Raw genomic sequence first — 24,202 nt, 5'->3', positions numbered from 1 at the left:
TTCAAATGAATACGATACGCAAAACTGTAATGCTATCGGCATTGGGCTTTATTTCTATGCTTAATCCAGCCTGCAGGCATGGAAGTGCCGATGCACAAGCTGCCTACAAGCGCTATGCCATAAAAAATGTAATCAAAACGAACTCAAAACATCCACAACGATGATCAGCATAAAATCTTTATCACACCACTACCCGGGGGGACGGGTCATAAATTTTCCGGATTTAAACATAGCGGCCATGGAACACTGGCTTCTGCTTGGCGCATCAGGTAGTGGTAAAAGCACCTTGATGAATATTCTTTCAGGACTTTTGAAACCCACTTCAGGAGAGGTGCTCATTGATGGGGTGCCATTATACGGATTAACCCTACGGGAAATGGATAAATTCAGAGGTGCCCGGATTGGCATTGTATTCCAGCGCCCGCACCTTATCCGTTCACTTAGCGTCATCGAAAACCTGGATATAGCGGCCTCCATGGCTGGCCTCACAACCGATCAGGAGCACCAGTTAATGCTTTTGGAAAGTTTGAATATCATCGATGAGAAAGATAAATTTCCTGATCAGTTAAGTCAGGGACAGCTTCAAAGGGTTAGCGTAGCGAGGGCGCTTGTAAATAAGCCCGACCTTTTGATCGCCGATGAACCGACGTCAAGTCTCGATGATGTGAATGCCGTACAGGTCATTACCATGCTCAGGGAACAGGCACAAGCCAACGGAGCAGCATTACTGGTGGCCACTCACGATCAGCGCATTCAGCCTTTTATTTCTAATGCATACCTGTTATGATCAGTATTTTTACCATAGGAAGAAAGAACCTGCTTAGGAATAAACTCACGGCGTTTTTAAATATCACTTTGGTGGCTTTCGGCATTGGAATTCTGTCCATATTGATGCTGGCCACTCAGCAAATCAGCAGTAAACTGGAAGAGAATGCTAAGGATATTGATGTAGTGGTAGGCGCCAAAGGAAGTCCTTTGCAATTGATCTTAAGCAGCATTTATCATATTGATTTTCCGACGGGAAATATTCCTGTTTCAGATGCCCGGAAACTGGCAGAGAACCCAATGGTAAGGCTTGCCGTACCACTTGCACTGGGCGATAACTATATGGGAAACCGCATAGTGGGAACTGACCAGTCCTTTATCGCGCTTTACGGACTCGATCTTGGCTGGGGGAAATTCTGGGAAAAAGACCTTGAAACCACTATTGGAAGTGAAGTGGCCAGGACTACGGGCTTAAAGGTTGGAGATACCTTTTTTGGTGCACACGGCCTGTCCGGTAGTGATGATGTGCACAAGCAACATGCTTACAGGGTAATGGGGATTTTAAAGCCTCAAGGCAATGTTACCGATCAGCTTATACTGACCAATATCGGGAGCGTTTATAAAATGCATGAAGGTAATGAACATCAAGATGAACACCAGGATAGCCAGCAGGATAGCAAAGCGGAAATTAACAACAGGGAAATTACGGCCTTACTGATTCAATACCGTTCGCCAATGTCTGTGGTGGTTTTTCCCCGTATGGTGAATAAAAGCACAAATATGCAGGCTGCCTCTCCGGCAATGGAAAGTGCCCGTTTGTTTTCCCTTATCGGTATAGGGATTGATACCCTGAAATGGTTTGCTGCTTTTATCATGCTGATCTCTGGTCTGAGCATTTTTATCAGTTTATACAATTCAATGAAGGAGAGGAAATATGATTTGGCGATTATGCGCTGTTTAGGTGCTTCGAAGTTTAAACTATTCTTTTTAGTGTTGATGGAGAGCTTACAGTTAACCGTCGCCGGAGCGATCGTAGGAATACTGATTGGTCATGGGTCACTTTATGTCATCGGATTTTTCCAGGAAGCGGCACAGGCTAAACTAAATGGGTTTTATTTTATGACTGATGAACTCTATTTACTTCTGGCCGGCATAGTGATTGGTGTATTAGCGGCTTTATTGCCGGCTTTCCAGGTTTTTAAAGTGGATATTGCTAAAACTTTAACCAGCGAACGATAATGAGAAGTGCAGTACTTACAATAGTTTTAGCCTTTACATGCGGCTATTGCTTTGCCCAGCCCCCGGGGCATGTAAATTTGAGGACGGCCAACTGGAATCTATTAGGCTTGAAGTACGAAAAACAGGTAAAGCCTTTGGTATGGCAAACTGTGTTCCCTCCGGAACTTCGGGCGATCAATAACAAAGTAATTGAACTGCCTGGATATATTATTCCAACAAAAGTTGGAACTGACTTTTCGGAATTTATGTTCTCAATCGTTCCCCTGGAATCCTGCCCTTACTGTGGTTCGGGGGATATCCCTTCCATGATTGAAGTAAAAATGAAACACCCTATAGAATGGACGGACAAACCAGTTAAGATCAGGGGTAAATTGCTGATTAATGATTCAGGAGACGACCGGTCGGAATTTTTTCTACTTAACGCTGTTCAAATATGAAAAAGTTAATGTTGTTGATATTAATTTTAAGTAATGTTTTTCTAAAGGCCCAGACCCATAACCCGAATGATCAACTTCGTTCAATGAACTGGGATATTATCGGTTCGGTTAAGTTTGAACTTACAGAGAAGAACGCGCTCTTCCCGATTTTTACAGAAACAATCCGGCGTTTCGAAAATAAAAACTTTGATTTACGGGGATATCTCATACCCATTAAAAGCGGGCAAAAGCAGCAAAAATTCCTCCTGGCTACACTCCCGGTTAACCAGTGTTTTTTCTGCGGGCAAAACGGCGTTCCGGTGATGATCATGATCGAAATGGAAAATGCTATTCCCTTTACCGAAAAGCCTATTCACGTAAGCGGCCTACTGATACTGGAGCATAAGGATGCCAGTTATGCTCCTCCGATCAGTATCAGGCATGCAAAAATCATTGTTTAATTGCTTATTTTTGTAAGAATATGGATAATAATATCACCCGCTTTGAAGAACTTCTGGTAAAAAACGGCCTAAAACGTACTGGTGCAAGGTTGCAGGTGCTGGAAATTTTGAGTGGAAGGGATTCTGCAACATCTCAGCCTTACCTGGAACAGGTAATGGGAAAAGTGGTGGACCGGGTAACACTTTACCGCGTGCTGCAAGCCTTTGAAGAAAAAGGAATTATTCACAAAGTTCTTGATAGCCATGGCACCGCTAATTATGCCATTTGCTCGGATGGTTGTGATGCACACCAGCACCATGATGAACATGTGCATTTTGATTGCGACAACTGCCACAAAATATATTGCCTGGAAAGCGTGAAAATACCGGTCCCTAAGGTGCCATCTGGTTTTAAGGTGCAGCATTTAAACCTGATCGCGACAGGTATTTGCTCTGCTTGTACAGATAAAGTAAATTAAGTTTATTTACTGTACCAGCAAATTACAGCCCCTGATATCAGCATTATCGAAGCGACCTAACACTTCAAAACTTCCATCCGGATTAATTCTCCCCAGATCCTGAGTAGCAATGAAAGCGCAGGAATTGATATTGGCCAGGTCAATCACATTAATTCCTCCGGTTTTTCCATCCGGAATAAGGGATAGAGGATCATTGGTGTCGCGGATCAAAACCTTCATCCAGTTCGGGCAATTGAATACGCCCTCGCCCAAAGAGTAGGCCTGTGAAAGTAATTCTGTCATGCCGTATTCACTGTGGATCGCAGGCACACCAAACCCTTTGGTCAGTTGCTCATGTAATTCCTCGCGAACCATTTCTTTTCTTTTGCCCTTCATTCCACCGGTTTCCATTACAATGAGTTCCGGGAAATGCATTTGGTACTGTTCGATAAAATCAAGTAAAGCGTAAGTGACCCCGATAAGAACTGTTTTTTGTTTTTTCGCCTTCAGGGTGCTTAATAAAGTAAAAAGATCATCATGGTTGTAGAGGAAGTATCCGCTTTGCGGGTGATTGCTTTTCTCTATCAGGTCGTTTACCATATAAATCAGTGAGGAGCCTGATCTTTGCTGATAGGAAGGCAGAAGTGCTAAGAAGCAATATTCATCAACAGGGCCATAAAATTTAGTGAATGCCTGAAGGTAACTTTGTTCGTATAAACTGGCATCTGTTACGTGATGACTGCTGGTGACCATTCCCGTAGTACCTGAGCTACTGAAAGTAACTTCTACAGGGGAAGAACTGCTTATGATCTGATGCGATTTGAAAAAAGAAATTGGCAGAAAAGGAATCTGATTTACGCTTTTTACCTCCTCGGCTATCACCCGTAGATTCTGAATATAGGCCTGATAAACCAAGCAGTGTTGCGCCTGGAACCTGAAAATATCCAGGGCAAATGTGGCAAATGCTTCAGGAGAATTGATTGTAAATATTTCTTTTGGGCTCTGGATCACGCAACAAAAGTACAAAGCATTATGCTATTTTATCGTCAGTTTTTTTGGCGAGCATCGCCATGCGGAAATGATAGCCACAGTAACCACCGATACCGGCAACAAGTCCGCTCAAAAGTCCGGTAACCAATAACAGCGCCCACCAGAGTTTTATCCCGGTCATTACCGCGACGCGCCCAGCTAACAGGTTATCATTTGGCAGGCTTTTAAACAGGGAGTAACCTATCCAGAGTAAGAAGATGGCCAGGAACGATTGCCAGAATGCTATTCTTCCGGTTTTACCGATGATGCCACATGTAGCAAAGGAAATCACAATAATGATCCACCATGGGGCAACCATTTGCAGTAGAAAACAGACTATTAATATGACGATGAAAACCATGGTGACTATTTAGAAATTTTTAACCTTGAAATTATTTTTCCTGAGTTATCGTTGGGTGTTTGCATATAAAACAGATCATAAAGCTGACCGCTTGCCCAGGTATCGATCATGTTATCGTAGAATTTACTTCCGGGGTTACCGGACTGACCACCAGGATAAACACCATGCCCTTTTGGTTTTTTACCCAGTTCAATGACCATTCTCCATGAAGGACCATTGGTTTCTCCCAATGCATTAATGGTACTTTTCGCACCACCGATTTGTAATACTTTAGATCCGAAGCCTGGTATTTTTGCCAGGTGGGGCACATTCGTCTGTTTCACGTTGCTCCAGTTCCAGTCTTTATTGATTGGGCCAAACCTGCGCTCCAGGCTATCACAACTGTATTTGAAAGCCTCATTAACCAGATCGGTCAGGCTTTCTTTCTGAGCAGTGCTGATATTGTCGTACCAGGTTGCATCTGGCTCTTTTAAAATCATTTCAACCGTACGGTCGCGGGATGGATAACGCATAGGAATTCCTTTCACTTCGAACTCGTCTGCCCAGATATTTTTGGAGAGGCGCTTGGTCCAGATTTCAAAAACGCTGGCTGCAATCTGATCGGCATCGTAACGCTTGTTCCACTTATTGATATAACTTAAAGCTTCTTTTTGTGTGGCGTTAAGTTGCTCCGTATTTAATAATGGGGTGATGGCAGGGAGCAGGTTTTGTGCAAGAATGCTGTAACTATCGGTTTGCATCAAACGGATGCTGTCTGCCGTTGCTTTATTCATAGCTGCCAGTTTATCGTTAATTCGTTTCCCACGCTCGTAGGGAGCAAACTCCCAGTTAATGTAATAAGGGTAGGACGGATCGGTTGACGACTGGTTAGCAGAGCTTACGAATCCCCTTGGTGGATTTTTAACCGTAGGGTTTTGCGCAGCTGGAATCCAACCTTGCCAGTCGTATGCCGGATCAGTACCATCTAAGATAAACTTACCCTGATCTTTCCACTTCAGTGGGAATTTCCCGTTCGGTGTAATGGCAATATCATTGTCTACACTTGCAAAAACGAAGTTTTGAGCCGGGGCGGTATAATAGGTAAGCGCTTTACGGTAATCATTATAGTTTTCACCGCGGTTAAGTTTGTAAAAAGTCATCAGCTCATTGGAACTATCATGTGCAATCCAGCGCAGTGCATCTCCAACCGGCACATTGTCCGCTCTGCCGTACTTGGGTTTCTGGAAATAAACTACAGGACCATGATGCGTATAAAATACCGTGTCAACCTCATCTTTACCTCCACGGATTTTAATGGTTTCCATTCTTTTAGTGGTGGCATTCCACTTATTGTTATACCAGTATTCATTATGGCTGGAATCTTTAAACTTAATCTGATAAAAATCGAGCACATCTGCTGCGACATTGGTTACACCCCAGGCAATTTTTTGATTAAAACCAATGATCACACCCGGAGCACCAGGCAATGAAACGCCATAGGTATTAATTCCAGGTGCGTGGAGCTGAATCTGATACCAGATGGAAGGCAGGGTGAGGTCAAGGTGCGGATCGTTGGCTAAAATGGGGAAACCTGATGCAGTTTTAGATCCGGACATTGCCCAGTTATTGCTCCCTATACCTTCTACCTTTTCTTTGGTTTTTACTTCACCGGTGAGTGCCTGTGTAAAGCTTTCCGGAGTTTTAGGAGTGGGAAGGGGAGAAAAGTCCCATTTGGTGCCTACCGGAATAATCGGGTCTTCACGGAAAGGGTAGTCTGGAAAAAGATTTTTTGTAATTTCAGGTCCGAATTTCTTCAGAATATTGGTCATGTAGAACTCATCAGAGCCCATGGCCAGCACGGCCGACATCTGTTTCAGCAGCAACGCGCATTTTACTGGTGTCCACTCCTCTGGTTTAAAATCGAGTATTTTATATTCTAATGGATAATTGGCCTTTGATAAGGTTTTGATGTAAGCATTTATTCCCGCTGTATAAGCCAGGATCATTTCTTTAGATTTTGGGTCTGCCATCATTCCCTTGAGTGAGTTTTCAGCGCCATATACCATGCCCATTCTTCTTTGATAGCGGTCTACCTCAATGGCCTTCTCGCCCACCACCTCACTAATTCTTCCGGCGGCAAACCTGGTCTGGAAATCCATTTGCCATAAGCGGTGCATAGCGGTCACATATCCCTGAGCAAGGTAAAGATCATGATCATTCTTTGCAAAAATATGAGGGATCATCCGGTCATCGAATACGATTTCGATCTGATCAATGGCACCTTTAATTTTCGCCTTATGGTTGAACATAAAATGATTGTTCTCGGCATTTTGCCAGAAACCCATAAAAGGATTCAGAAATTTTAAAAGTGGGGGAGTGCTGCCCAGTTTGGTATTAAATAAAAAAGCAAGGGCAATAGGTATGATGATGCAAAACAGCGCTTTAACTTTGTTCATAGTGGTTAACTGAAAATCTCAGGATACTAAGTTAGCGTAAAATGATGATTTATGTTCATTGCAAAATGCAATAATTCGTTTGTCATTCAAAATTACGAAACAAGATGCGAAATATTATGCAAACATAATTTGCTTAAGTGGAAAAAAGGGTTTAAGTTTAGATAACTAATTAGACAAACAACCAAATCTACGATCATTTATGAGCAGAATTTTTACACAAATCTTTTTTGTGTCGATTTTGATGTGCACCCTTAACTTCGCTGCACAGGCACAGAATATTACCGTTAGCGGAACGGTAAGAGATAAGCAATCCAAAGAAGGTCTTGCCGGAGTAAGTTTAACCATAAAAGGGCAAACCGGGGGTGGTGCTACATCGGCAACCGGAAGTTTTTCATTTACTACAACGGCAAAGGTTCCGTTCACGTTAGTCGCCTCATATGTGGGTTTTGGAACAGTAGAGCAACAGATAACCGGATCTACAGCTGGTATTACTTTCGAAATGGAAACGGCTGTTGTACTTGGCGGGGATGTAGTGGTTTCTGCATCCAGAACCCCCGAACGTATCCTGGAGTCGCCGGTTTCTATTGAAAGAATGAGCGCAGCATCAATAAGGGAAATTGCAGCACCCTCATTTTATGATGCGATTACCAATATGAAGGGAGTAGAAGGCAGTACCCAGAGTTTGACTTTTAAATCAATCAATACGAGGGGTTTCAATTCCAATGGAAACACGCGTTTCAATCAGTTTATTGATGGAATGGATAATCAAGCCCCAGGGCTTAATTTCTCTGTGGGAAACATTGTAGGCATTACAGAGCTTGATGTGGATAATGTAGAACTACTTCCCGGCGCATCTTCTGCATTGTACGGTGCCGGGGGGATTAATGGTACATTGCTGATGACTTCGAAAGATCCTTTTAAATACCAGGGCGCCAGTTTTCAGTATAAAACGGGGGTTAACCATGTAAATGACGACAACAGTAGTGTTCAACCGTTCAATCAGCTTGATGTTCGTGTGGCTAAGTCATGGAATAATAAGTTCGGGATAAAGGGTGCTTTTTCATTCCTTCAGGCTAAAGACTGGTTTGGCAATAACTACGCTAACTACGACAGGGTTTCAAACAGTGTAAAGCCGGGGGACAGGATTTCAGATCCGGGCTATGATGGTGTGAATGTTTACGGAGATGAAGTGAATTCAAATCTTTTAGGGGCCGCAAGATCAGTGCAGGCTGCTTTTCAGGCTGCTTCTCCAGCCGGCTTTGCCGGCTTTAATGGTTTAATAAGCAGTGGCGCGACGTATGCCCAGATCGTTAATATGGTGAATACAATTCCGGCTTATGCTGCTTTGCGGCCGGCACTGCCCTATTTAGGTGTGATGTATAGTTTAAACAAAAATACCACGCCTAGCCAAACCGTATCGCGTACTGGTTACAACGAGGAAGATCTGGTAGACTATAAAACAGAATCAATGAAAGTTTCAGGGGCGGCCTATTATAATTTTACCCCCACCATTCAGCTGATAGCGCAGGCCAACTGGGGAACAGGAACATCTGTGTATACGGGTTCGGATCGTTACTCGCTGAGAAACTTTAACATCGGGCAGTATAAACTGGAGTTAAAAGGGCAGGATTTCTTTTTAAGGGGCTATACCACGCAGGAGCGTTCGGGTGATTCGTACATTGCTTCTATTTTAGGAAGTTATATTAATGAGAAATCAAGTCCTACTGCTTCAACCTGGTTTCCTACTTATACCATTGCCTACTCAGCAGCCCGGTCTCAGGGAGCCAGTGATGTTGCTGCCCAGGCAGCAGCCAGGGCAAATGCTGATGCGACACGATATGCTCCCGGCTCGCCAAATTTCGCAACTGCAAAAGAGCAGATTATGAATACGACCATTAGTACAAGCGATGCAAGCAAAGGGATATACGGTGCTAAATTTGATGACAAAACAAACCTGTACCATTACGAAGGAATGTACAATTTCAGTAATGCGCTGAAGAATGTAGTGGAATTACAGGTTGGTGCTTCATCGAGAATTTACCAGTTGAGATCAGGCGGTACAATCTTCGATGATTTGAACCGCAAAATTAACATTGATGAATATGGTGGCTTTGCACAACTAGGTAAAAAGTTTGGTGAAATTTTCAAGCTTACTGTATCTGGAAGATATGATAAGAGTACTAATTTTGAAGGACGTTTTACTCCAAGGATTACGGGTGTTTTTACAGTGGCTAAAAACAATAATATCCGTGTTTCTTTTCAAACAGGTTATCGCAATCCGACAACCCAAAACCAATACATAGATTTATCAGTAGGGGGCGGATCACAAAGATTAATTGGTGGTTTACCTGAGTTTTTAGATAAGTACGGTTTGAGCGCCGAAGCTACTAAAGGCTATACTGAAAGCAGCTACAGGGCATATCTGGCCGCTGCGATTGCAGGCAGCCCTACTGCAGGAACCCTATTGCAGAAATATACATTTGATGCAAGAGGGGTTCGGCCTGAAAGTGTGAAGTCTTATGAAATTGGTTATAAAGGCTTACTCGGAACACATTTGTTGATCGATGCATATGGTTATTACAACCAATATAAAAATTTCATCACCGCTGTAAATGTATATCAAAACCGTAGCGGAAGTTTCGTGAAATACGGCGTACCTGTAAATGCAGAAGGTGAAGTGACTTCTTATGGCGCCGCTTTAGGTTTGGATTACGTAATTGAAAAATGGAATGTGAGTGGTAACGTTTCCTATAATCAGATTGGTGACCTTCCGGCGAATTACATCAATGATTTCAATACCCCTAAAGTTCGCTATAACTTAGGCTTGGGTAATCGGGAAATTGTTAAAAACTTTGGATTCAATGTGAATTACCGCTGGCAAGACCAGTTTTACTGGAATTCTTCATTCGCTGCCGGACAAGTGCCTGCCTTTAGTACAATGGATGCACAGGTTAGCTTAAGAATACCTTCAGTATTGTCTACTGTTAAGCTAGGTGGTTCAAACATTCTGAACAAATATTATATTACTTCGTACGGAAATCCTCAGGCAGGCGCGATCTATTATCTTGCTTTTACATTCAATCCTTAGATTGCCTGAAATTGAATATTCTTATTGAATTAGCTTCCGGATTCGGGAAGCTATTTTTTTTATGGGGTAATGTGTTTAGGTTAGTTTATGATCATTTTGTTAAAACAATTTGACCCGGTTAACAGGCATTGTTTTTGTTAAGTTGAAAATGTTGAGTTTTGAATGGATCAATACACAACATCAAATCAAACCTATAACATAAATTAATGAAAAAATTAATTACCGTTCTCACGCTGGGCGTGATTTTAGCCTCATGCGCTAATAACAAAAAAAGCGAAAATGAAGCTGATCAAAAAGACTCATCCACAGTGGTATTGAAAGAAAATGATCCTGTTAAAGCCGCCGCCCAGGATTCTATCGATTGGGCTAATGTTCCGGAACTAAAAGAAATCGGAAGTTTTCCTTTTATTAAAGCAAAAGAAGGTTTCAGGATTGTGGATGAAAATAACGGAGCCTCTGAGCTTTTCAGTTATGAAAAAATGGAAAATTATCTTGGAGGCAGCATTTACACCACCGAAGGTAAACTGGCTGCGCTTGTTTTTGATGGCAAAGACCATGATTTCAATCAGCGCGAGTTTGATGCAGATATTTATGCTTATCTGGATAAAACAGGAGCTAAACAACTTTACAAAGGAAATTATCCTGCAAATGAAACGGTTAACGAACCGGTAAGGTTGAAACTTAAAGAAAATTTATGGACAGGAAAAAAGAGAACTGTTGGCTTATCAGATGATGGACCTTTTGCATTGTACGCATTTAAAAACGATGGAAAACGCTATGTGATGTATGTGCAGTCAAATTCTGCACAAGGCAATGTATTTTTAATGGAACTAAAATAGCACTCATGAAAAAAATCTCGGTTATCCTGCTGTTAATGTCCATGGGATTTGCGGTTTTCGCTCAGGAAAACGACTGTGATGATCCCAACAAGATCAGCTGCTGCCAGGCAGCAAATAAGGCAATTATTGCTGTACCACCTTTAGCTGAGCTAAAGTGCAAGGATCAGAAAGCTGATTTATATAAGATTTTTCCAAAGATTCCGATTTACAAGGGCTTTTTATTCAATGAAATCAGGCAGTGCAGTGAGAATAGCAAGTCAGGTGCAATGTTAGAATTTCAATACTGTATTGCTAAAACGAGACTGCATATGACGATTACTATTTGTGATTTTAATGATCCTTTTTACAAAACAGATGTAGGGCAATCGCAGTTAAATTTGTATCAAACTATGTTTCTGGCAGGCGTTAGCCCAATATTGCGAACCTATCCCAGCAAGAACAAAGTATTTGATAAATCCTATATTGCGATGCCTGAAAAGGGAAAGTATGTGAATTTTGAAGGATTATACAAAAACAGATACTATGTGCATCTGGTTATAGATGGTGATCGCTTTAAACTTGCTACAGAAGTGGATGCCTTTCTGGAAGATTATATCAAAGCCTTCGATTTCTAATGATATTTGCGCCCGGGTTAAAAAATTCGACTATTTAAATCCATTCACGTGATTATATTCGCCATTTATAAATTTACTACAGCCCTTTTATAAAATATTTGTATTATAGTACTTTCTTAAGCGTTCTCAGTTTTAGAAGAAGTATTTTTAAATTTTTGACATAAATTAAGGATGGAAGCGCAAAACGATAAACCGAACGAAGTAAGTGATCTGATCGAAAAGGAGCAGGAAATACAACACTTAAATAACCCAGTTGATATATCGGTTAAGCCAATTGTTAAACAATACCTTGGCGAGGTAAAAAAAGTTAAAAAAGAGGGCAATCGTTTTTATTTTTCTGATGGTGACGCCAGGGTGGAGGTTCGTATTGTCAGCGATGAAATTATCCGCGTTCGTTTAGCTCCGCATGGGGTTTTTCTGGAAGACTTTTCTTATGCCGTACCCGAAGTAGATCAGAAGGTTTCTGTTTTTAAAATGCAGGAACATGATGAATACTACACCATCTCAACCAGTGCAGTTACCTGTAAAATAGAGAAAGCAAACTTCCACATCTCTTTTTCAGATAACATTACCAATCTGGTGATGGTTGAAGAAGCCAACTCCATGCACTGGGAAGAAAATGTTGATTTTGGAGGATATTATATTTATGCCACTAAGAAATGCCATCCTGAAGAAAACTTCTTTGGACTGGGTGACAAATCGGGGAACTTTAACCTTCGTGGACGCCGGTTCGAGAACTGGAACACCGATGCTTATTCCTTCGGTTGGAATCAGGATCCTTTATACCGGACCATTCCATTCTACATAGGCTTGCATAATCAGGCTGCATATGGTATTTTCTTTGATAATACCTTCAAATCTTATTTTGATTTTGGTAGTGAAGACGTAAGTAAAACGAGCTTTTGGGCCGATGGAGGGGAGTTGCAATACTATTACATCCACGGACCTCATATTATGGACGTGGTAAAACGTTATGCAACCCTTACAGGGACACACCCGATGCCACCTAAATGGACATTAGGTTACCAACAATGTAGGTGGAGCTACTATCCGGAAACGAAGGTTAAAGAAATAGCCAAACAGTTCAGGGACAGAAAAATTCCTTGCGATGCCATTTATCTTGACATAGATTACATGGATGGCTATCGCTGCTTTACCTGGAACAAAAAATACTTTCCCGACCCGCGTAGAATGATCAAAGAACTATCTGACGATGGTTTTAAAACGGTAGTGATGATTGACCCGGGAATAAAGGTTGATGATGATTACTGGGTATTTAAAGAAGGCAAAGAAAAACGGTTTTTCTGCCGCAGAAGTGATGATTATTATATGGAAGGGCATGTTTGGCCCGGACGTTGTCAGTTCCCTGACTTTACCAACCCGAAGGTAAGAACCTGGTGGGGGAATTTATACAAGGAGTTGGTTGATATGGGGGTAGCAGGATTCTGGAATGACATGAATGAGCCTGCTGTTTTTGGTTCAGGAACTTTCCCGAATGATGTACGCCATAACTATGATGGCTATAGAGGTTCGCACCGGAAAGCCCATAATGTTTATGGTATGCAAATGGTACGCTCTACTTATGAGGGACTAAAAAAACTCATGCGCAATAAGCGTCCGTTTACCATCACAAGGGCCGGATACTCTGGTATGCAACGTTATGCCAGTGTTTGGACAGGTGATAATATTGCCACATGGGAACATTTGAAAATCGGAAACATTCAATGCCAGCGTTTATCTGTATCAGGGGTTCCATTCTGTGGTACTGATATTGGTGGTTTTAGTGGAGAGCCTGACGGGGAATTATTTACCCGATGGATTCAGCTGGGTACATTTTCTCCTTTTATGCGCGCGCACTCAGCAGGGGATACAGCTGAACGTGAACCATGGAGTTTCGGCGAGTTTTTTGAAAATATTAACCGTAAGTTTATTGAATTGCGGTATCGCCTGATGCCATATCTTTATTCAGTATTCTGGGAACATCACCGTTACGGTTTTCCTATCCTTCGGCCATTGGTGATGCTGGAGCAGGAAAATATCAGCAACAGCTTCCGTCAGGATGAATTCTGCTATGGGGATAAACTTTTGATTTGCCCGGTATTGGAGCAAGGTGCCATTTCAAGAAAAGTATATTTGCCAAAGGGAACATGGTATAACTATTGGACGAATGAAGTACTGGAAGGTGGAAATGAGTATACTGTTGATGCGAAAATCGATAGCATGCCCATGTTTGTCAGAGCAGGTTCGGTAATTCCGGAATATCCGGTAATGCAATACGTCGATGAAAAAGCCATCACTGAAGTGGCTTTGAATATTTATCATAGTGATTATGAGGTTAACTCATATATGTATGAAGACCACGGTGATACTTTTGCTTTTGAGCAGGATATTTATCTGGAGAAAAAATTTACCGTGAAAAGTGATGCGCAGTGGCTAAAGGTTAACCAGCGTGTTGAAGGCTTATATACGCCAAACTATGAATTTTATGCCTGCCACATTATCGGAGTTAAATTTCAGGTTACCAAAGTAATTGTGGATAATCAGGAGGTGAAGGAGTTTCATCTGGATGACCACAACGTACTGCACTTCAAATGCAATAAAAACTTCAACGAAATACAAATCTCAAGTTTGTAAATCTTTTAAGCCCTGATGCTGTTTAGCATTGGGGCTTCATCTATCTAGCCAAACAAACCTATGTCAAAAGCAAAAAATGCGCCTGTAAAAACTTTAAAAACCAAGATTGATCGATCGGACCCTGTTTGGGTATATAGCTTATTTTCAGAATACGATGTCGATCTGTTTTTGGTAGGCAAGCATTTCAGGCTTTACAACAAAATGGGATCCCACCTCATCACAGTTGAAGAAGAAAAGGGTGTTTATTTCGCAGTTTGGGCACCTAATGCAAAAGCTGTAAATGTTACGGGGGATTTTAATGACTGGCATAACCAGTCTCACCCTTTAAATAAACGTTGGGATAAATCAGGGATATGGGAAGGTTTCATTCCAAATCTTGGAAAAGGCACGGTATATAAATATTTCATTAAGGGCTTTGATGATTCAGAGCATTTAAAGGGAGATCCTTATGCCAGAAGATGGGAGCATCCACCACAAACGGCTTCTATTGTTTGGGATACCGATTATAGCTGGAAGGATAAATCCTGGTTGAACAAACGTGCGAAGTTAAATGCGCTGGATCAACCCATTTCAGTGTATGAGATTCATCTGGGCTCATGGGAGCGGGATCCGGAGAACCCGGACAGGGTATTAAATGCCAGGGAGGTAGCTTCCAGACTTATTCCCTATGTAAAGGAAATGGGCTTTACCCATGTAGAATTAATGCCGGTAATGGAATTTCCATTTTTCCCAAGCTGGGGTTATCAGATTACCGGGTATTTTGGTGCAAGCTCCAGATATGGTTCTCCACAAGACTTAATGTTTTTAATTGATGAACTCCATAAAGCCAATATTGCGGTTATTTTAGATTGGGTCCCTTCGCATTTTCCAGGCGACAGGCACGGGCTTTATGAATTTGATGGTACGCATCTTTACGAACATGCCGACATGCGTAAGGGCTTTCATCCCGATTGGAAGTCGTATATCTTCAATTATGACAGAAATGAGGTGCGCTCGTTCTTAATCAGTAATGCATTGTTTTGGCTCGACCAATACCACGCTGACGGATTGAGGGTGGATGCGGTAGCCTCTATGTTATATTTTAACTTTTCACGGGAGGGTGATGATGCTGCAACAAATGAATATGGTGGCAGCGAAAATCTCGGAGCCATACAGTTTTTGCAGGACTTAAACGTTGCCGTTTATGGCAATTTTGAAGGTGTCCAAACCATTGCAGAGGAAAGCAGTACTTATCCTGGCGTTACCCACCCGGTGTTTGCAGGTGGGCTGGGTTTTGGTATGAAGTGGATGATGGGCTGGATGAATGACACTTTGAAATATTTCAAGGTGGATACGCTTGGACGTAAGCATTATCACCATCAATTAAGTTTTAGTATGACCTATGCTTTTACTGAAAACTTTATGCTTCCATTTTCACATGACGAAGTGGTGCATGGCAAATCGCCCATGTTATATAAAATGCCGGGCGATGATTGGCAGAAATATGCAAATTTAAGGGCATTGTACGGATACATGTTTACTCATCCCGGAGCCAAACTCCTTTTTATGGGTAATGAGTTTGGTGATACCAGTGAGTGGAATTTCACACAGTCATTAAACTGGCACCTGTTGAAGTTTGCCCCTCACAAAGGTTTGCAAGAAACAGTGAAAGCCCTGAATTTTCTTTTAAGAAAGGAACCTGCGCTCTATCATTTTAATTTTAGTTATGAGGGTTTTGAGTGGCTCGATGCTGATAATTCCAATGAATCGGTATTTACTTTTATGCGTAAAGGTCCCAAAGCAAAAGACACTTTGGTGATTGCCATTAATTTAACGCCGGTGGTGAGGGAAAACTTTCGTATTGGTGTTCCGTTTGCAACGAAATGGAAAGAGCTGTTCAATACCGACGACATTATTTATTATGGAAGTGGTATTAATAACAAAGGAGATATTGTTCCCGGTAAAGATGGGTTCAATGGGCAGAAATATTCAATAGACATTCATCTTCCGCCGCTTGCAGTGGTGATTTTTAAAAGCAAATAGTGTAAAAAAGAAAAGCCTTTCATTGCTGAAAGGCTTTCTCCACTTTGAAGTGGAAGCATTCAAAGTGGGTGCAAAGATACGATAAGTAACTTCATCCGCAAGTTTTATTTGAATTTATTTTTCTGCCTGGTATTTTACAGTTTTAATTTGATGCCTGCATTGAAAGTTCTGCCTTCGGTGTGGGTCCAGATATCATCGAAGCCAGGGTTTAAGTGTGATCCGTTTACAACGCTTTTGTATCTGCTTTGCCTGGTGTCGGTGAAGTTTTCGGCATTTACAAAAATAGAAATCTTACCTAATACCTTTTCGGCCATAAAGCCAAACTCCCAGAACGGACTGGTTTGAGTGTTATTGTACAAATACTGGCTGTCTGTAAAATATCCTTCCAAACCCATTTTAAAGTTTCTTTCCTTTTCATACAGCAAAGCAAGATTAACTTTGTTTTTTGGAAGCAACCGTATATCCTTGATCATGGGTAGATATTCCGCTTTGGCTGCGGTGAAGGTATAGCCTGCGAAAAGCTTGAAATACTCGTGGAAAATTATTTTTGCATTGGTTTCAAATCCTGAACTGTTAACAGGAAGTGCCGTGTTTTCAAAATGAAAGTTTCCATTAGCGTTTTGGAGCAAAATGGTAGAATTGTTGATTCGGGTGTAAAAGAACATCTGGTTGATGCTAACCAGCCAATCTTCACCAATACTGGTCTTATAGTTGACATCTGCTGTTCCACCTACACTTCGTTCTGCCTTTACGTTGTTTAAAGGCAAAAGATTCTGATATTGAAAAGTTTCAGTTTGTTCGGTGAAAAGCGTAGGGGTTTTATACCCTAAGCCACCACCAATCCTGGAGCTCCATTTATCGTTGAATTTATACAAGCCTGATATCCTTGGTAATAAAAATGCCTGTTTCTTTTCGTAGTAGGTATTGAAATATTGAGCCACATCCAGTCTCAATCCACTCTCCAATTTAAACCTATCCGACACATCCCAGGTGTCCTGTGCATAAACCCCGGCGGTTTTGGTCGTAAAATCCCGGGCTACTGAACCTATTACTTTATGTTCGTTAAATTCATCATAAACCACATTGGCACCAAAAATTAAGCTATTATTCTTAATGTTTTTCAGGTAGCTGATATCGGTATAAGAATTATAATTTTTCCCCTTAAAGCTGTAGTCAGGAATATCGATTCCCCTATTAAAATAATTGAAGCTGGTTTTAACCCTGAGTAGATCTTTTTCAGGGGTCTGATAGCTGAAATCTACTGTTGTAGTATTTCTAATGCTGCTGTTTTTTTCAAAATAGCGGTGGTTCAGATCAACACCGTCGGTAATTACAAAAATATCTCCACCGGTTCTGTTGCTCCTGGTAAAGGAATTGCCAATAATGAAGGTCGTTTTCTCATTGGGATAGAAAAATAGCTTGGGATGGATAGTAAAATCCCTGGATTTTGGCAGTTCGGTAAAGTCGTCTTTGTCCACATCATAAGCACTTTGGAAGTTCCCAAGCGCGAGCAGGCTATACCCGAACCTTCGATTTCGCTGCATGGCAAATCCTCCAATATTGCTTTGACCAACATTGGATTGATTGAGGATGAAATTATATTCCGCTTTTTCTTTTGGTGTCCGGGAGATGAAATTGACTACCCCGGCTATTGCTCCTGCACCAAAGAGCGTTGAGGATGGACCTTTAATGATTTCGACCTGCGCTAAGTCCAAAGGTGGGATTTCCAGTACACTTAGTCCGTTGGCAAAATTACCGAAGCTGGCGTAACCATCTTTTAAGAGTTGGGTGTATCTTCCGTCGAGCCCCTGAATACGGATACTGGCATTGCCACTGGTGGCTGAAGTTTGTTGAACCGAAATCCCTGTACTTTCATGAAGGATCATGGAAACATTTGCAGGGCGCATATTGCTTTTTTCATCGATTTCTTCCAGCTCAATTGTTTCAACCCGGGTTGGTGTGTTTTGGATTGTTCTGCTTGTTCGGGTAGACGAAACGATTACTTCTTCAAGTTCATCCTCTGCAATTGACAGCAGAATTTCTAAAGGTCCATCCTGTTTTACAGGAAAGGAGATGCTCGCAGTTTGCTCAGTGTAACCTACATTTCTGATGATGATGGTTTGTTTACCGCTGGGAATTTGCTGGAATACGGCAATTCCGTCTTCAGCAGTTTTTGCAATTAATGTGGTTCCTTTAATTAATAGGGTAGCTCCGCTGATCGCTTTTTTAGTTTCGTTGTCCCTGACCAAAACACGGAAGCTGTTTTGTGCATAAACATTCACTATGCATAGTATTATGCATAGCGTAAATATAATTTTTCGCATGTGAATTTATTAGGTATTGAATACTGGGTGATTTTAATGATCACCTTCATTTTTCAGTTTAACTGTAAAACGGATTCAATTTTGGCGGCTGCCATATACGCTGATGATAATTCGAAATGAACTCATCACTGTGAAGTGTTTTCTTTTTGCTTACAGGATCAGGTTGGAAAAAATCAAATTGTTGCACAATAAATAGATCAAGCAGCGACTGGCCACAGCAGTTGCAGGAGCATAAAGGAGAGCAATTATCTTGTTGTGCCTGATGTCCATGATTCTTAAGTACTGAATATACCGGTCTATCTTTTTTATACTCAGCAAAATTCTCACTGTCTTTGCAACTTAAGCAAGATAGCAGAATAAAGCAAGCACTAAACAGGTAAGCAAAAAATTTCATTGTACCGGTAAAAGTACAAATCATATGTCAGATGAATAAGGTTATTTGATATTTATCAATAAAACCCGCTTTTCCAATGAGTTATGCGTGTTTAATGAATAAAGTGAATGACTAATATGGCATTACAGGGCTGTACTTTTGTCTACGTTACCGAACAAACAAACAACCATTTTTCCGTCCATATACTAAGCCGAAATTGAAAAGTCGCTCTATTTTCTCTTTCCTGATGTTTGCCCTGTGTTTTTTACCTGCCTTGATTTATGCGCAGTGTGAAAATACAAAGCGGACTTATGCTGATTTTCAGGGGAGTTTAAGAGCAGGTTTAGGGGTATTAGGTAACCCGGTATTGATCTATGGAACAATAGCTGATGCCCCATTTGCCGTTAATGGTCAGGTTAAAGATGCATCTACATTGGGAGTTGGTGCCGGCTTGCTAGGCCTGGCTTCAAGCACTCAATTTCTACAGTTTACAACAAATGGCCTTACGCCCAGATCTATCCCAGCAAACACGCCTGTTGTAGTGAAAATTTCCCTTCCAACGGAAGTGCTTAGCGTGTTGAGCGGAGTCGAAATCGGATCCTTTACAAATCTTCATGATGTTGCGGCAAGCTGGCCTGCCATTTTAGGTGCCGGGCATTTCGCCGGACAAGATGCTACCATGACACCGATTTACACTTCTGCAAACATCGCAGGCGCAGTAAGTGGGGCGGGAGAGGTAGAGATTACCCTCACGCCTGCGCAGATTTACAATGGGATTTATGTTAAGGTTTCGGGCAATGCGCTATCGGTAGCGCTTACAGCAAAGCTATTTCATGCTTACATCATGGAATTAACCACGAGCCAGATCGACTGTGACGAGGTGATTGATGTGTTGTCGGGTGTTCAGCCAACTGTTATTGGTGGCGTGCTTAATGCAACAGGAAAAGTTACTGATCCATTTAATGCTATTGATAGCGATCAGGATAGTTATGCGCTTATGGATGTTGGAGCATCTGTGCTCAATAAAATATTTCTTACGGCAATTTTTAACAAACCTTCGCAACCTGCAGATTCAGTTAGTATTATTTTAGGAAAGCCAGGCGGTGGCTTGTTAACTGTTAATTTGTTAACCGGTTTTATTATTCAGCCTTATTTAAGTGGCGCAAAGGCCGGTCCGGCATTCGACAATACCGGTACATTTTTAAATCTCAGGCTCTTTCCGGGTTCTACCGACAAATATATCCTGACTTTTCCTATCACTGCAGTCTACGATCGCCTGGAAATTACGACCGGTGGTTTAGCAGGCGTATTGGGTTCGTTAAGGATTTATGATATTAAAAGAAAACTAGCTAAGCCCCGAACGTTGGTTGATCCATCAACAGCTGATGAGCGAGTGGTGTGCCAGGGCGAAACAGCAACGTTTTCAGTGCAGAATCCGCAGAGTTGTACAGAATACAAATGGTATGATGCAGAAACAGGAGGCAATTTATTAGCCACCAGCCTGAGTTATACCCCACCTTCAAATCTCGTGGCAGGCGATTATAATTACTATGTACAGGCTAGCCGTACCTATTGTGTCGCCGCCGTGTCTGAGCGTTTAAGGGTAAGACTTAAAGTTAATCCCTTACCTCCGTTAGCGCTGAATGGGGCAATAATTTGTGCAGGTTCTACTGCAGTGCTATCAGTTGATAGTCCAGATGCCGCATATAGATACAATTGGTATACTTTGGCCTCGGGTGGTACTCCAATTACTACTGGTTCAACATATACCACACCAACTTTGACAGCTACAACAAATTACTATGTTGAAGCCATCAATATATTAACAGGTTGTAAAAATGCCGGCGGACTTAAAACGGTTGCCGCAACAGTAAAGCAGTTTGCACCGGTTCCTGCAATTACTGGTCAGAATACAATGTGCGGTGGTACAGTTCAAACACTTGGTAATACCTATGCAGGTGGAGTTTGGACTAGTTCAGATTTAACTATTGCTACAGTTGATGCCACAGGAAAGGTTACCGCATTAACGACTGGTGCTGTTGTTATTACTTACAGTGTAGCAGAAGACGCCACTTATTGTGCTAAAGCAGTTGGTTTCAATATCAATGTTACGCCTCAGCCCAATCTGACACTTGGCCCGGATCCTGGAATTTGTGAAGGTTTAACTTCAACCGAGGTCACTTACTCAGATCCGGTTAATACCCCAACAACATATGGTATCACCTGGAATAGCGGGCCAATATCTAATGTGGTGGATCAGCCATTACTACCAGGTAGAATTGTTATAAACGTACCATCGAATGCCCCGGTTGCTGTGTACACCGGAACTTTAACTATTAAAAATGCATTTGGGTGCGAGCGCCAGATCCCGATTAGTTTCAGGGTAAAGCTTGTACCGCATAAACCAACAGTATCTATAAACGAATAAAAAATAAAGAAAATAATTAACCCTAAATCCCATGATTATGAAAACTAATGCTACTAAATTGAAATGGAGAATCTTTGGATTCCTGATGTTTCTGTTGCCTATCGGGGCATTGGCGCAAACGCCAAACGCGTACCTTTGTGGAACTGGTACGGTAAAATTAACACCTACATTTACAGGATATGCCCCTGTTGCCGGAGATAAGATTATTTGGTCAATAAATGGTACTGCACAAACACCAGTTAATTATAACGTACCTGCTGATGCCGTATATAATATCGATCCAGGTTTAGCTCCTGGTAATTACAAATACTCTGTTCAGGTAGTGCCGGCCGATGCCAATCTATGTCCAAGTACTGCATCCGATGATATGGTTATTGAAAAACTACCCGCTCCGGCAATCGCCGTAAATGCGCCGGGAAGTACCTATTGTACTGATCAGACGGCATCGACAGTATTAACAGCATCAAGGACAAATACTACCTATACTTTGCCAACAGGCGTTTCGATGACTTACGCATGGACGGCTACGAAGGATGGCGCCGCGGTTACAACCATTACTGATTTAGGAACAGCGTCAACTAGTGGTGACACATTCACTTTGAAAGCAGGAGTGGCACCGGCAGCGTATGTATTTACTGCAACCGGAAGCTATGCAACGGGAGGAGTACAGATTGTTCCTGCCACCACATGTACGGCTACAGCTGATAAAACCATCACTGTTACTGTTAAGCCAGGTAAGGCTACCGTTACGATTACGCCTTAATAACTATTGGCAGGAAAGTTTTCATGTTCAGCAAACTAGGGATAACTGCGCTCAGCGTGCTACTGTTTTGTACAGTAGCATGCTTCGCGCAATCTAATGTTTTGCTGCCCATAAGCCTTAAGCAAGGTTCAACAGTTAAACTCCGGGCTAATGCCACAGGAGCCGATTCTTATCAGTGGTTTCGGAATGGTGAAGCCATTGCAGGCGCCACTCTACGGGATTATGTAGTCTCCGGAGCGGGTAATTATTCCGTAATCACTTTAAGTTTGGGCGGTTGTAGTGGAGATCCTTCAGATGAAGTGATCGTAACGATGCAAACTGCAGTATCTGCCGACATTTCAATTGTAAAACGATCAGAAATCAGGCAGGTGATGAATAATGAAGCTTTCAAATACACATTATTAGTCCGCAATAACGGGCAGGGCGATGCCACCAATATTACAGTAAGTGATGCTCTTCCGGAAAATTTAGTGTTGGTAAGTGTTGATGCCCCAGGTAGCGGGACTACAAAATATGATCAATCAACCAGGACCATCTCCTGGAATATTCCTGCGTTGGCCAATGGTCAGTTTATTGATCTCGTGATCAATGTGAAAGCCACGAAAGCTGGGAAAGTAGTAAACAGTGCTACAGTGACCATCAGTGAGGTAGATCCCAACCCATCAAACAATACCTCTACTGATACAAAAGAAATTATTGGAATTAAAATTCCAAATGTGTTCACTCCTAACGGGGACGGGAAAAACGAAACTTTCTTTGTTGAGCGCTTGGAAAGTTACAGTGAAAACCAGCTCACCATCATCAACAGATGGGGGAGTACTGTATATGAAAAAAGCGGCTATCTCAATGACTGGACTGCCGATGGATTAGTGGATGGAACATACTTCTATGTACTTAAAGTGAAAAATGCAGCATCCGAATGGGAAGAGTTTAAAGGCTATGTAACAGTAATCAGATAAAAAGATGAGCGTATGAAAAGGATTTTGATCACACTGTTTTTATGTTTGTGCTGCATGTTAACCATCGCGCAGCAAAATGCGCAGTTTGGCCAGTATATGTTTAACGGGCTGTTTATTAATCCGGCCTATGCAGGATATAAAGAGGAATTGTATATGCAGGCCTTTGTCCGTTCCCAATGGACAGGAATTAAAGGGGCGCCCCAAACGCTTTCAATTTCCGTTGATGAGGCGGTAAAGGATGAGAGACTGGGTTTGGGACTTTTAGTATCCAAAGATAAGATTGGTGCACAGAGTTCATTAAATCTATCAGGGAATTTCGCGTATCGAATTAAGTTAGACCGGACTGAAACAAATGTTCTGGCCTTTGGCGTGGGAGTAGGCGTGATGCAGATGGGTTTAAACGGTAGTTTGCTTGATCCTACAGAATCCGGGGATAACAGGATTCCAACAGGATTTGAAAGTCGGTTGGTTCCAGACATCAGAGCCGGGGTTCATTATTCTAATGAGAAATTTTTTGTTGGATTTTCCGCGAATAACCTGTTGTCGCAATATTTATCGGTTTTTCAGGATAACAGTTTATTAAGCATTACCAGTAAGCCACATTTTTATTTAACCGCCGGAATGGTTTTTCCGATGAACAATGACTTTTTATTCAAGCCATCTTTTTTAATCAAAGATGACCTTAATGGACCAACCTCCCTGGATCTTAATGCTTCTATGATGATCCGGGAACGATTATGGCTTGGTGGAGTGTACCGGACTTCAGTTAAATTATATCCTAAACCTTTGCTTCAGTCTGACGTGAGAAACAGGAGTGCAATAGGCTTAATTGCAGAATTTTTTGTGCAGTCTAACTTAAGGATTGGTTATGGCTATGATTATAGCTTAAATAAACTCGGTAATTACGATTACGGCTCGCATGAAATATCGATTGGCTACTACTTAAATACTGCGAAAAGCCGACGTCCAAAATGTTATTTCTAATTTTTTATAAAAATTAAATGGTTTAAAATTG

20 protein-coding genes are annotated in these 24,202 nt (G+C 41.7%); 15 read left to right on the top strand and 5 right to left on the bottom strand.

Going from position 1 to position 24,202, the window contains the following annotated elements:
• Positions 1-5 precede the first annotated feature (5 nt).
• Genes AB669_RS22075 through AB669_RS05225 form a run of 6 tightly spaced genes read left to right on the top strand, consistent with a single transcriptional unit; the run spans position 6 to position 3,339 of the window.
• Entirely contained in the window at positions 6-164 is a 159-nt protein-coding gene (locus tag AB669_RS22075) for a hypothetical protein (protein WP_156166680.1), read from the top strand.
• Entirely contained in the window at positions 161-787 is a 627-nt protein-coding gene (locus AB669_RS05245; protein WP_047798245.1) for an ABC transporter ATP-binding protein, read from the top strand. The genes AB669_RS22075 and AB669_RS05245 overlap by 4 nt, the downstream gene beginning before the upstream one ends.
• On the top strand, positions 784-2,004 hold the full coding sequence (locus tag AB669_RS05240) for an ABC transporter permease (protein ID WP_369799732.1): 1,221 nt from the start codon (positions 784-786) through the stop codon (positions 2,002-2,004). Before AB669_RS05245 ends, AB669_RS05240 begins: the two co-directional genes overlap by 4 nt.
• Positions 2,004-2,441: a hypothetical protein gene (locus AB669_RS05235; protein WP_047798244.1), complete on the top strand. Its 438-nt coding sequence runs from the start codon at positions 2,004-2,006 to the stop codon at positions 2,439-2,441. Before AB669_RS05240 ends, AB669_RS05235 begins: the two co-directional genes overlap by 1 nt.
• Positions 2,438-2,881 carry a hypothetical protein gene (locus AB669_RS05230; RefSeq protein ID WP_047798243.1) on the top strand — a complete coding sequence of 148 codons (444 nt, stop codon included), beginning with the start codon at positions 2,438-2,440 and terminating at the stop codon, positions 2,879-2,881. Before AB669_RS05235 ends, AB669_RS05230 begins: the two co-directional genes overlap by 4 nt.
• Positions 2,882-2,901: 20 nt before the next feature.
• Positions 2,902-3,339 (top strand): Fur family transcriptional regulator, encoded by a 438-nt coding sequence (locus AB669_RS05225; protein WP_047798242.1) that lies wholly within the window; start codon positions 2,902-2,904, stop codon positions 3,337-3,339.
• Positions 3,340-3,345: 6 nt separating this feature from the next.
• On the opposite strand, the gene AB669_RS05220 is transcribed toward AB669_RS05225, so the two are convergent.
• From AB669_RS05220 to AB669_RS05210, 3 genes are read right to left on the bottom strand one after another with little or no spacing between them, the layout of a single operon-like run.
• Positions 3,346-4,329, bottom strand: coding sequence for an acyl transferase (locus AB669_RS05220; RefSeq protein WP_369799731.1), 984 nt, complete (start codon positions 4,327-4,329; stop codon positions 3,346-3,348).
• Between the two features lie 19 nt (positions 4,330-4,348).
• Entirely contained in the window at positions 4,349-4,708 is a 360-nt protein-coding gene (locus tag AB669_RS05215; RefSeq protein WP_047798241.1) for a hypothetical protein, read from the bottom strand.
• Between the two features lie 5 nt (positions 4,709-4,713).
• A complete protein-coding gene (locus tag AB669_RS05210) occupies positions 4,714-7,143 on the bottom strand; it encodes a penicillin acylase family protein (protein WP_047798240.1) in 2,430 nt (809 codons plus the stop codon).
• 199 nt (positions 7,144-7,342) lie between these two features.
• On the opposite strand from AB669_RS05210, the gene AB669_RS05205 reads away from it, so the two are divergent.
• From AB669_RS05205 to glgB, 5 genes are all read left to right on the top strand, one after another.
• Positions 7,343-10,231, top strand: a complete 2,889-nt coding sequence (locus AB669_RS05205) for a TonB-dependent receptor (protein WP_047798239.1) — start codon at positions 7,343-7,345, stop codon at positions 10,229-10,231.
• 206 nt (positions 10,232-10,437) lie between these two features.
• Complete coding sequence (locus AB669_RS05200; RefSeq protein WP_047798238.1) at positions 10,438-11,070, top strand: hypothetical protein; 633 nt, start codon at positions 10,438-10,440, stop codon at positions 11,068-11,070.
• A gap of 5 nt (positions 11,071-11,075) precedes the next feature.
• The gene (locus AB669_RS05195; RefSeq protein WP_047798237.1) at positions 11,076-11,684 is read left to right on the top strand and encodes a hypothetical protein; all 609 of its coding nucleotides are present in this window, start codon (positions 11,076-11,078) and stop codon (positions 11,682-11,684) included.
• Positions 11,685-11,855: 171 nt separating this feature from the next.
• A complete protein-coding gene (locus AB669_RS05190) occupies positions 11,856-14,318 on the top strand; it encodes a glycoside hydrolase family 31 protein (protein WP_047798236.1) in 2,463 nt (820 codons plus the stop codon).
• Between the two features lie 60 nt (positions 14,319-14,378).
• Positions 14,379-16,340, top strand: a complete 1,962-nt coding sequence (glgB, locus tag AB669_RS05185) for a 1,4-alpha-glucan branching protein GlgB (protein ID WP_053058274.1) — start codon at positions 14,379-14,381, stop codon at positions 16,338-16,340.
• Positions 16,341-16,474: 134 nt separating this feature from the next.
• Here the strand turns inward: glgB and AB669_RS05180 are convergent, their stop codons facing one another.
• Complete coding sequence (locus AB669_RS05180) at positions 16,475-18,664, bottom strand: TonB-dependent receptor domain-containing protein (protein WP_047798235.1); 2,190 nt, start codon at positions 18,662-18,664, stop codon at positions 16,475-16,477.
• A gap of 58 nt (positions 18,665-18,722) precedes the next feature.
• Positions 18,723-19,058 (bottom strand): DUF6660 family protein, encoded by a 336-nt coding sequence (locus AB669_RS22545; RefSeq protein WP_047798234.1) that lies wholly within the window; start codon positions 19,056-19,058, stop codon positions 18,723-18,725.
• A gap of 196 nt (positions 19,059-19,254) precedes the next feature.
• On the opposite strand from AB669_RS22545, the gene AB669_RS05170 reads away from it, so the two are divergent.
• The 4 genes from AB669_RS05170 to AB669_RS05155 are packed head-to-tail and all read left to right on the top strand — an operon-like array spanning position 19,255 to position 24,171.
• Positions 19,255-21,465, top strand: a complete 2,211-nt coding sequence (locus tag AB669_RS05170; protein ID WP_156166679.1) for an Ig-like domain-containing protein — start codon at positions 19,255-19,257, stop codon at positions 21,463-21,465.
• Between the two features lie 37 nt (positions 21,466-21,502).
• Positions 21,503-22,228: a hypothetical protein gene (locus AB669_RS05165; protein ID WP_047798232.1), complete on the top strand. Its 726-nt coding sequence runs from the start codon at positions 21,503-21,505 to the stop codon at positions 22,226-22,228.
• A gap of 23 nt (positions 22,229-22,251) precedes the next feature.
• The gene (locus tag AB669_RS05160) at positions 22,252-23,187 is read left to right on the top strand and encodes a T9SS C-terminal target domain-containing protein (protein WP_047798231.1); all 936 of its coding nucleotides are present in this window, start codon (positions 22,252-22,254) and stop codon (positions 23,185-23,187) included.
• Between the two features lie 12 nt (positions 23,188-23,199).
• Positions 23,200-24,171, top strand: a complete 972-nt coding sequence (locus AB669_RS05155) for a type IX secretion system membrane protein PorP/SprF (RefSeq protein WP_047798230.1) — start codon at positions 23,200-23,202, stop codon at positions 24,169-24,171.
• The last annotated feature ends 31 nt before the right edge of the window (positions 24,172-24,202 follow it).

The organism is Pedobacter sp. BMA (genome assembly GCF_001027745.1).
In the GTDB taxonomy this organism is placed as follows: Bacteria; Bacteroidota; Bacteroidia; order Sphingobacteriales; family Sphingobacteriaceae; genus Pedobacter.
The sequence above is the reverse complement of the archived record's forward strand: the minus strand, read 5'-3'. Positions and strand labels throughout refer to the sequence as shown.

Coding starts and splice junctions, on each gene's coding strand:
- AB669_RS22075 (WP_156166680.1), top strand. CDS start 6: ATGAATACGATACGCAAAACTGTAATGCTATCGGCATTGGGCTTTATT.
- AB669_RS05245 (WP_047798245.1), top strand. CDS start 161: ATGATCAGCATAAAATCTTTATCACACCACTACCCGGGGGGACGGGTC.
- AB669_RS05240 (WP_369799732.1), top strand. CDS start 784: ATGATCAGTATTTTTACCATAGGAAGAAAGAACCTGCTTAGGAATAAA.
- AB669_RS05235 (WP_047798244.1), top strand. CDS start 2,004: ATGAGAAGTGCAGTACTTACAATAGTTTTAGCCTTTACATGCGGCTAT.
- AB669_RS05230 (WP_047798243.1), top strand. CDS start 2,438: ATGAAAAAGTTAATGTTGTTGATATTAATTTTAAGTAATGTTTTTCTA.
- AB669_RS05225 (WP_047798242.1), top strand. CDS start 2,902: ATGGATAATAATATCACCCGCTTTGAAGAACTTCTGGTAAAAAACGGC.
- AB669_RS05215 (WP_047798241.1), bottom strand. CDS start 4,708: ATGGTTTTCATCGTCATATTAATAGTCTGTTTTCTACTGCAAATGGTT.
- AB669_RS05210 (WP_047798240.1), bottom strand. CDS start 7,143: ATGAACAAAGTTAAAGCGCTGTTTTGCATCATCATACCTATTGCCCTT.
- AB669_RS05205 (WP_047798239.1), top strand. CDS start 7,343: ATGAGCAGAATTTTTACACAAATCTTTTTTGTGTCGATTTTGATGTGC.
- AB669_RS05200 (WP_047798238.1), top strand. CDS start 10,438: ATGAAAAAATTAATTACCGTTCTCACGCTGGGCGTGATTTTAGCCTCA.
- AB669_RS05195 (WP_047798237.1), top strand. CDS start 11,076: ATGAAAAAAATCTCGGTTATCCTGCTGTTAATGTCCATGGGATTTGCG.
- AB669_RS05190 (WP_047798236.1), top strand. CDS start 11,856: ATGGAAGCGCAAAACGATAAACCGAACGAAGTAAGTGATCTGATCGAA.
- glgB (WP_053058274.1), top strand. CDS start 14,379: ATGTCAAAAGCAAAAAATGCGCCTGTAAAAACTTTAAAAACCAAGATT.
- AB669_RS05180 (WP_047798235.1), bottom strand. CDS start 18,664: ATGCGAAAAATTATATTTACGCTATGCATAATACTATGCATAGTGAAT.
- AB669_RS22545 (WP_047798234.1), bottom strand. CDS start 19,058: ATGAAATTTTTTGCTTACCTGTTTAGTGCTTGCTTTATTCTGCTATCT.
- AB669_RS05165 (WP_047798232.1), top strand. CDS start 21,503: ATGAAAACTAATGCTACTAAATTGAAATGGAGAATCTTTGGATTCCTG.
- AB669_RS05160 (WP_047798231.1), top strand. CDS start 22,252: ATGTTCAGCAAACTAGGGATAACTGCGCTCAGCGTGCTACTGTTTTGT.
- AB669_RS05155 (WP_047798230.1), top strand. CDS start 23,200: ATGAAAAGGATTTTGATCACACTGTTTTTATGTTTGTGCTGCATGTTA.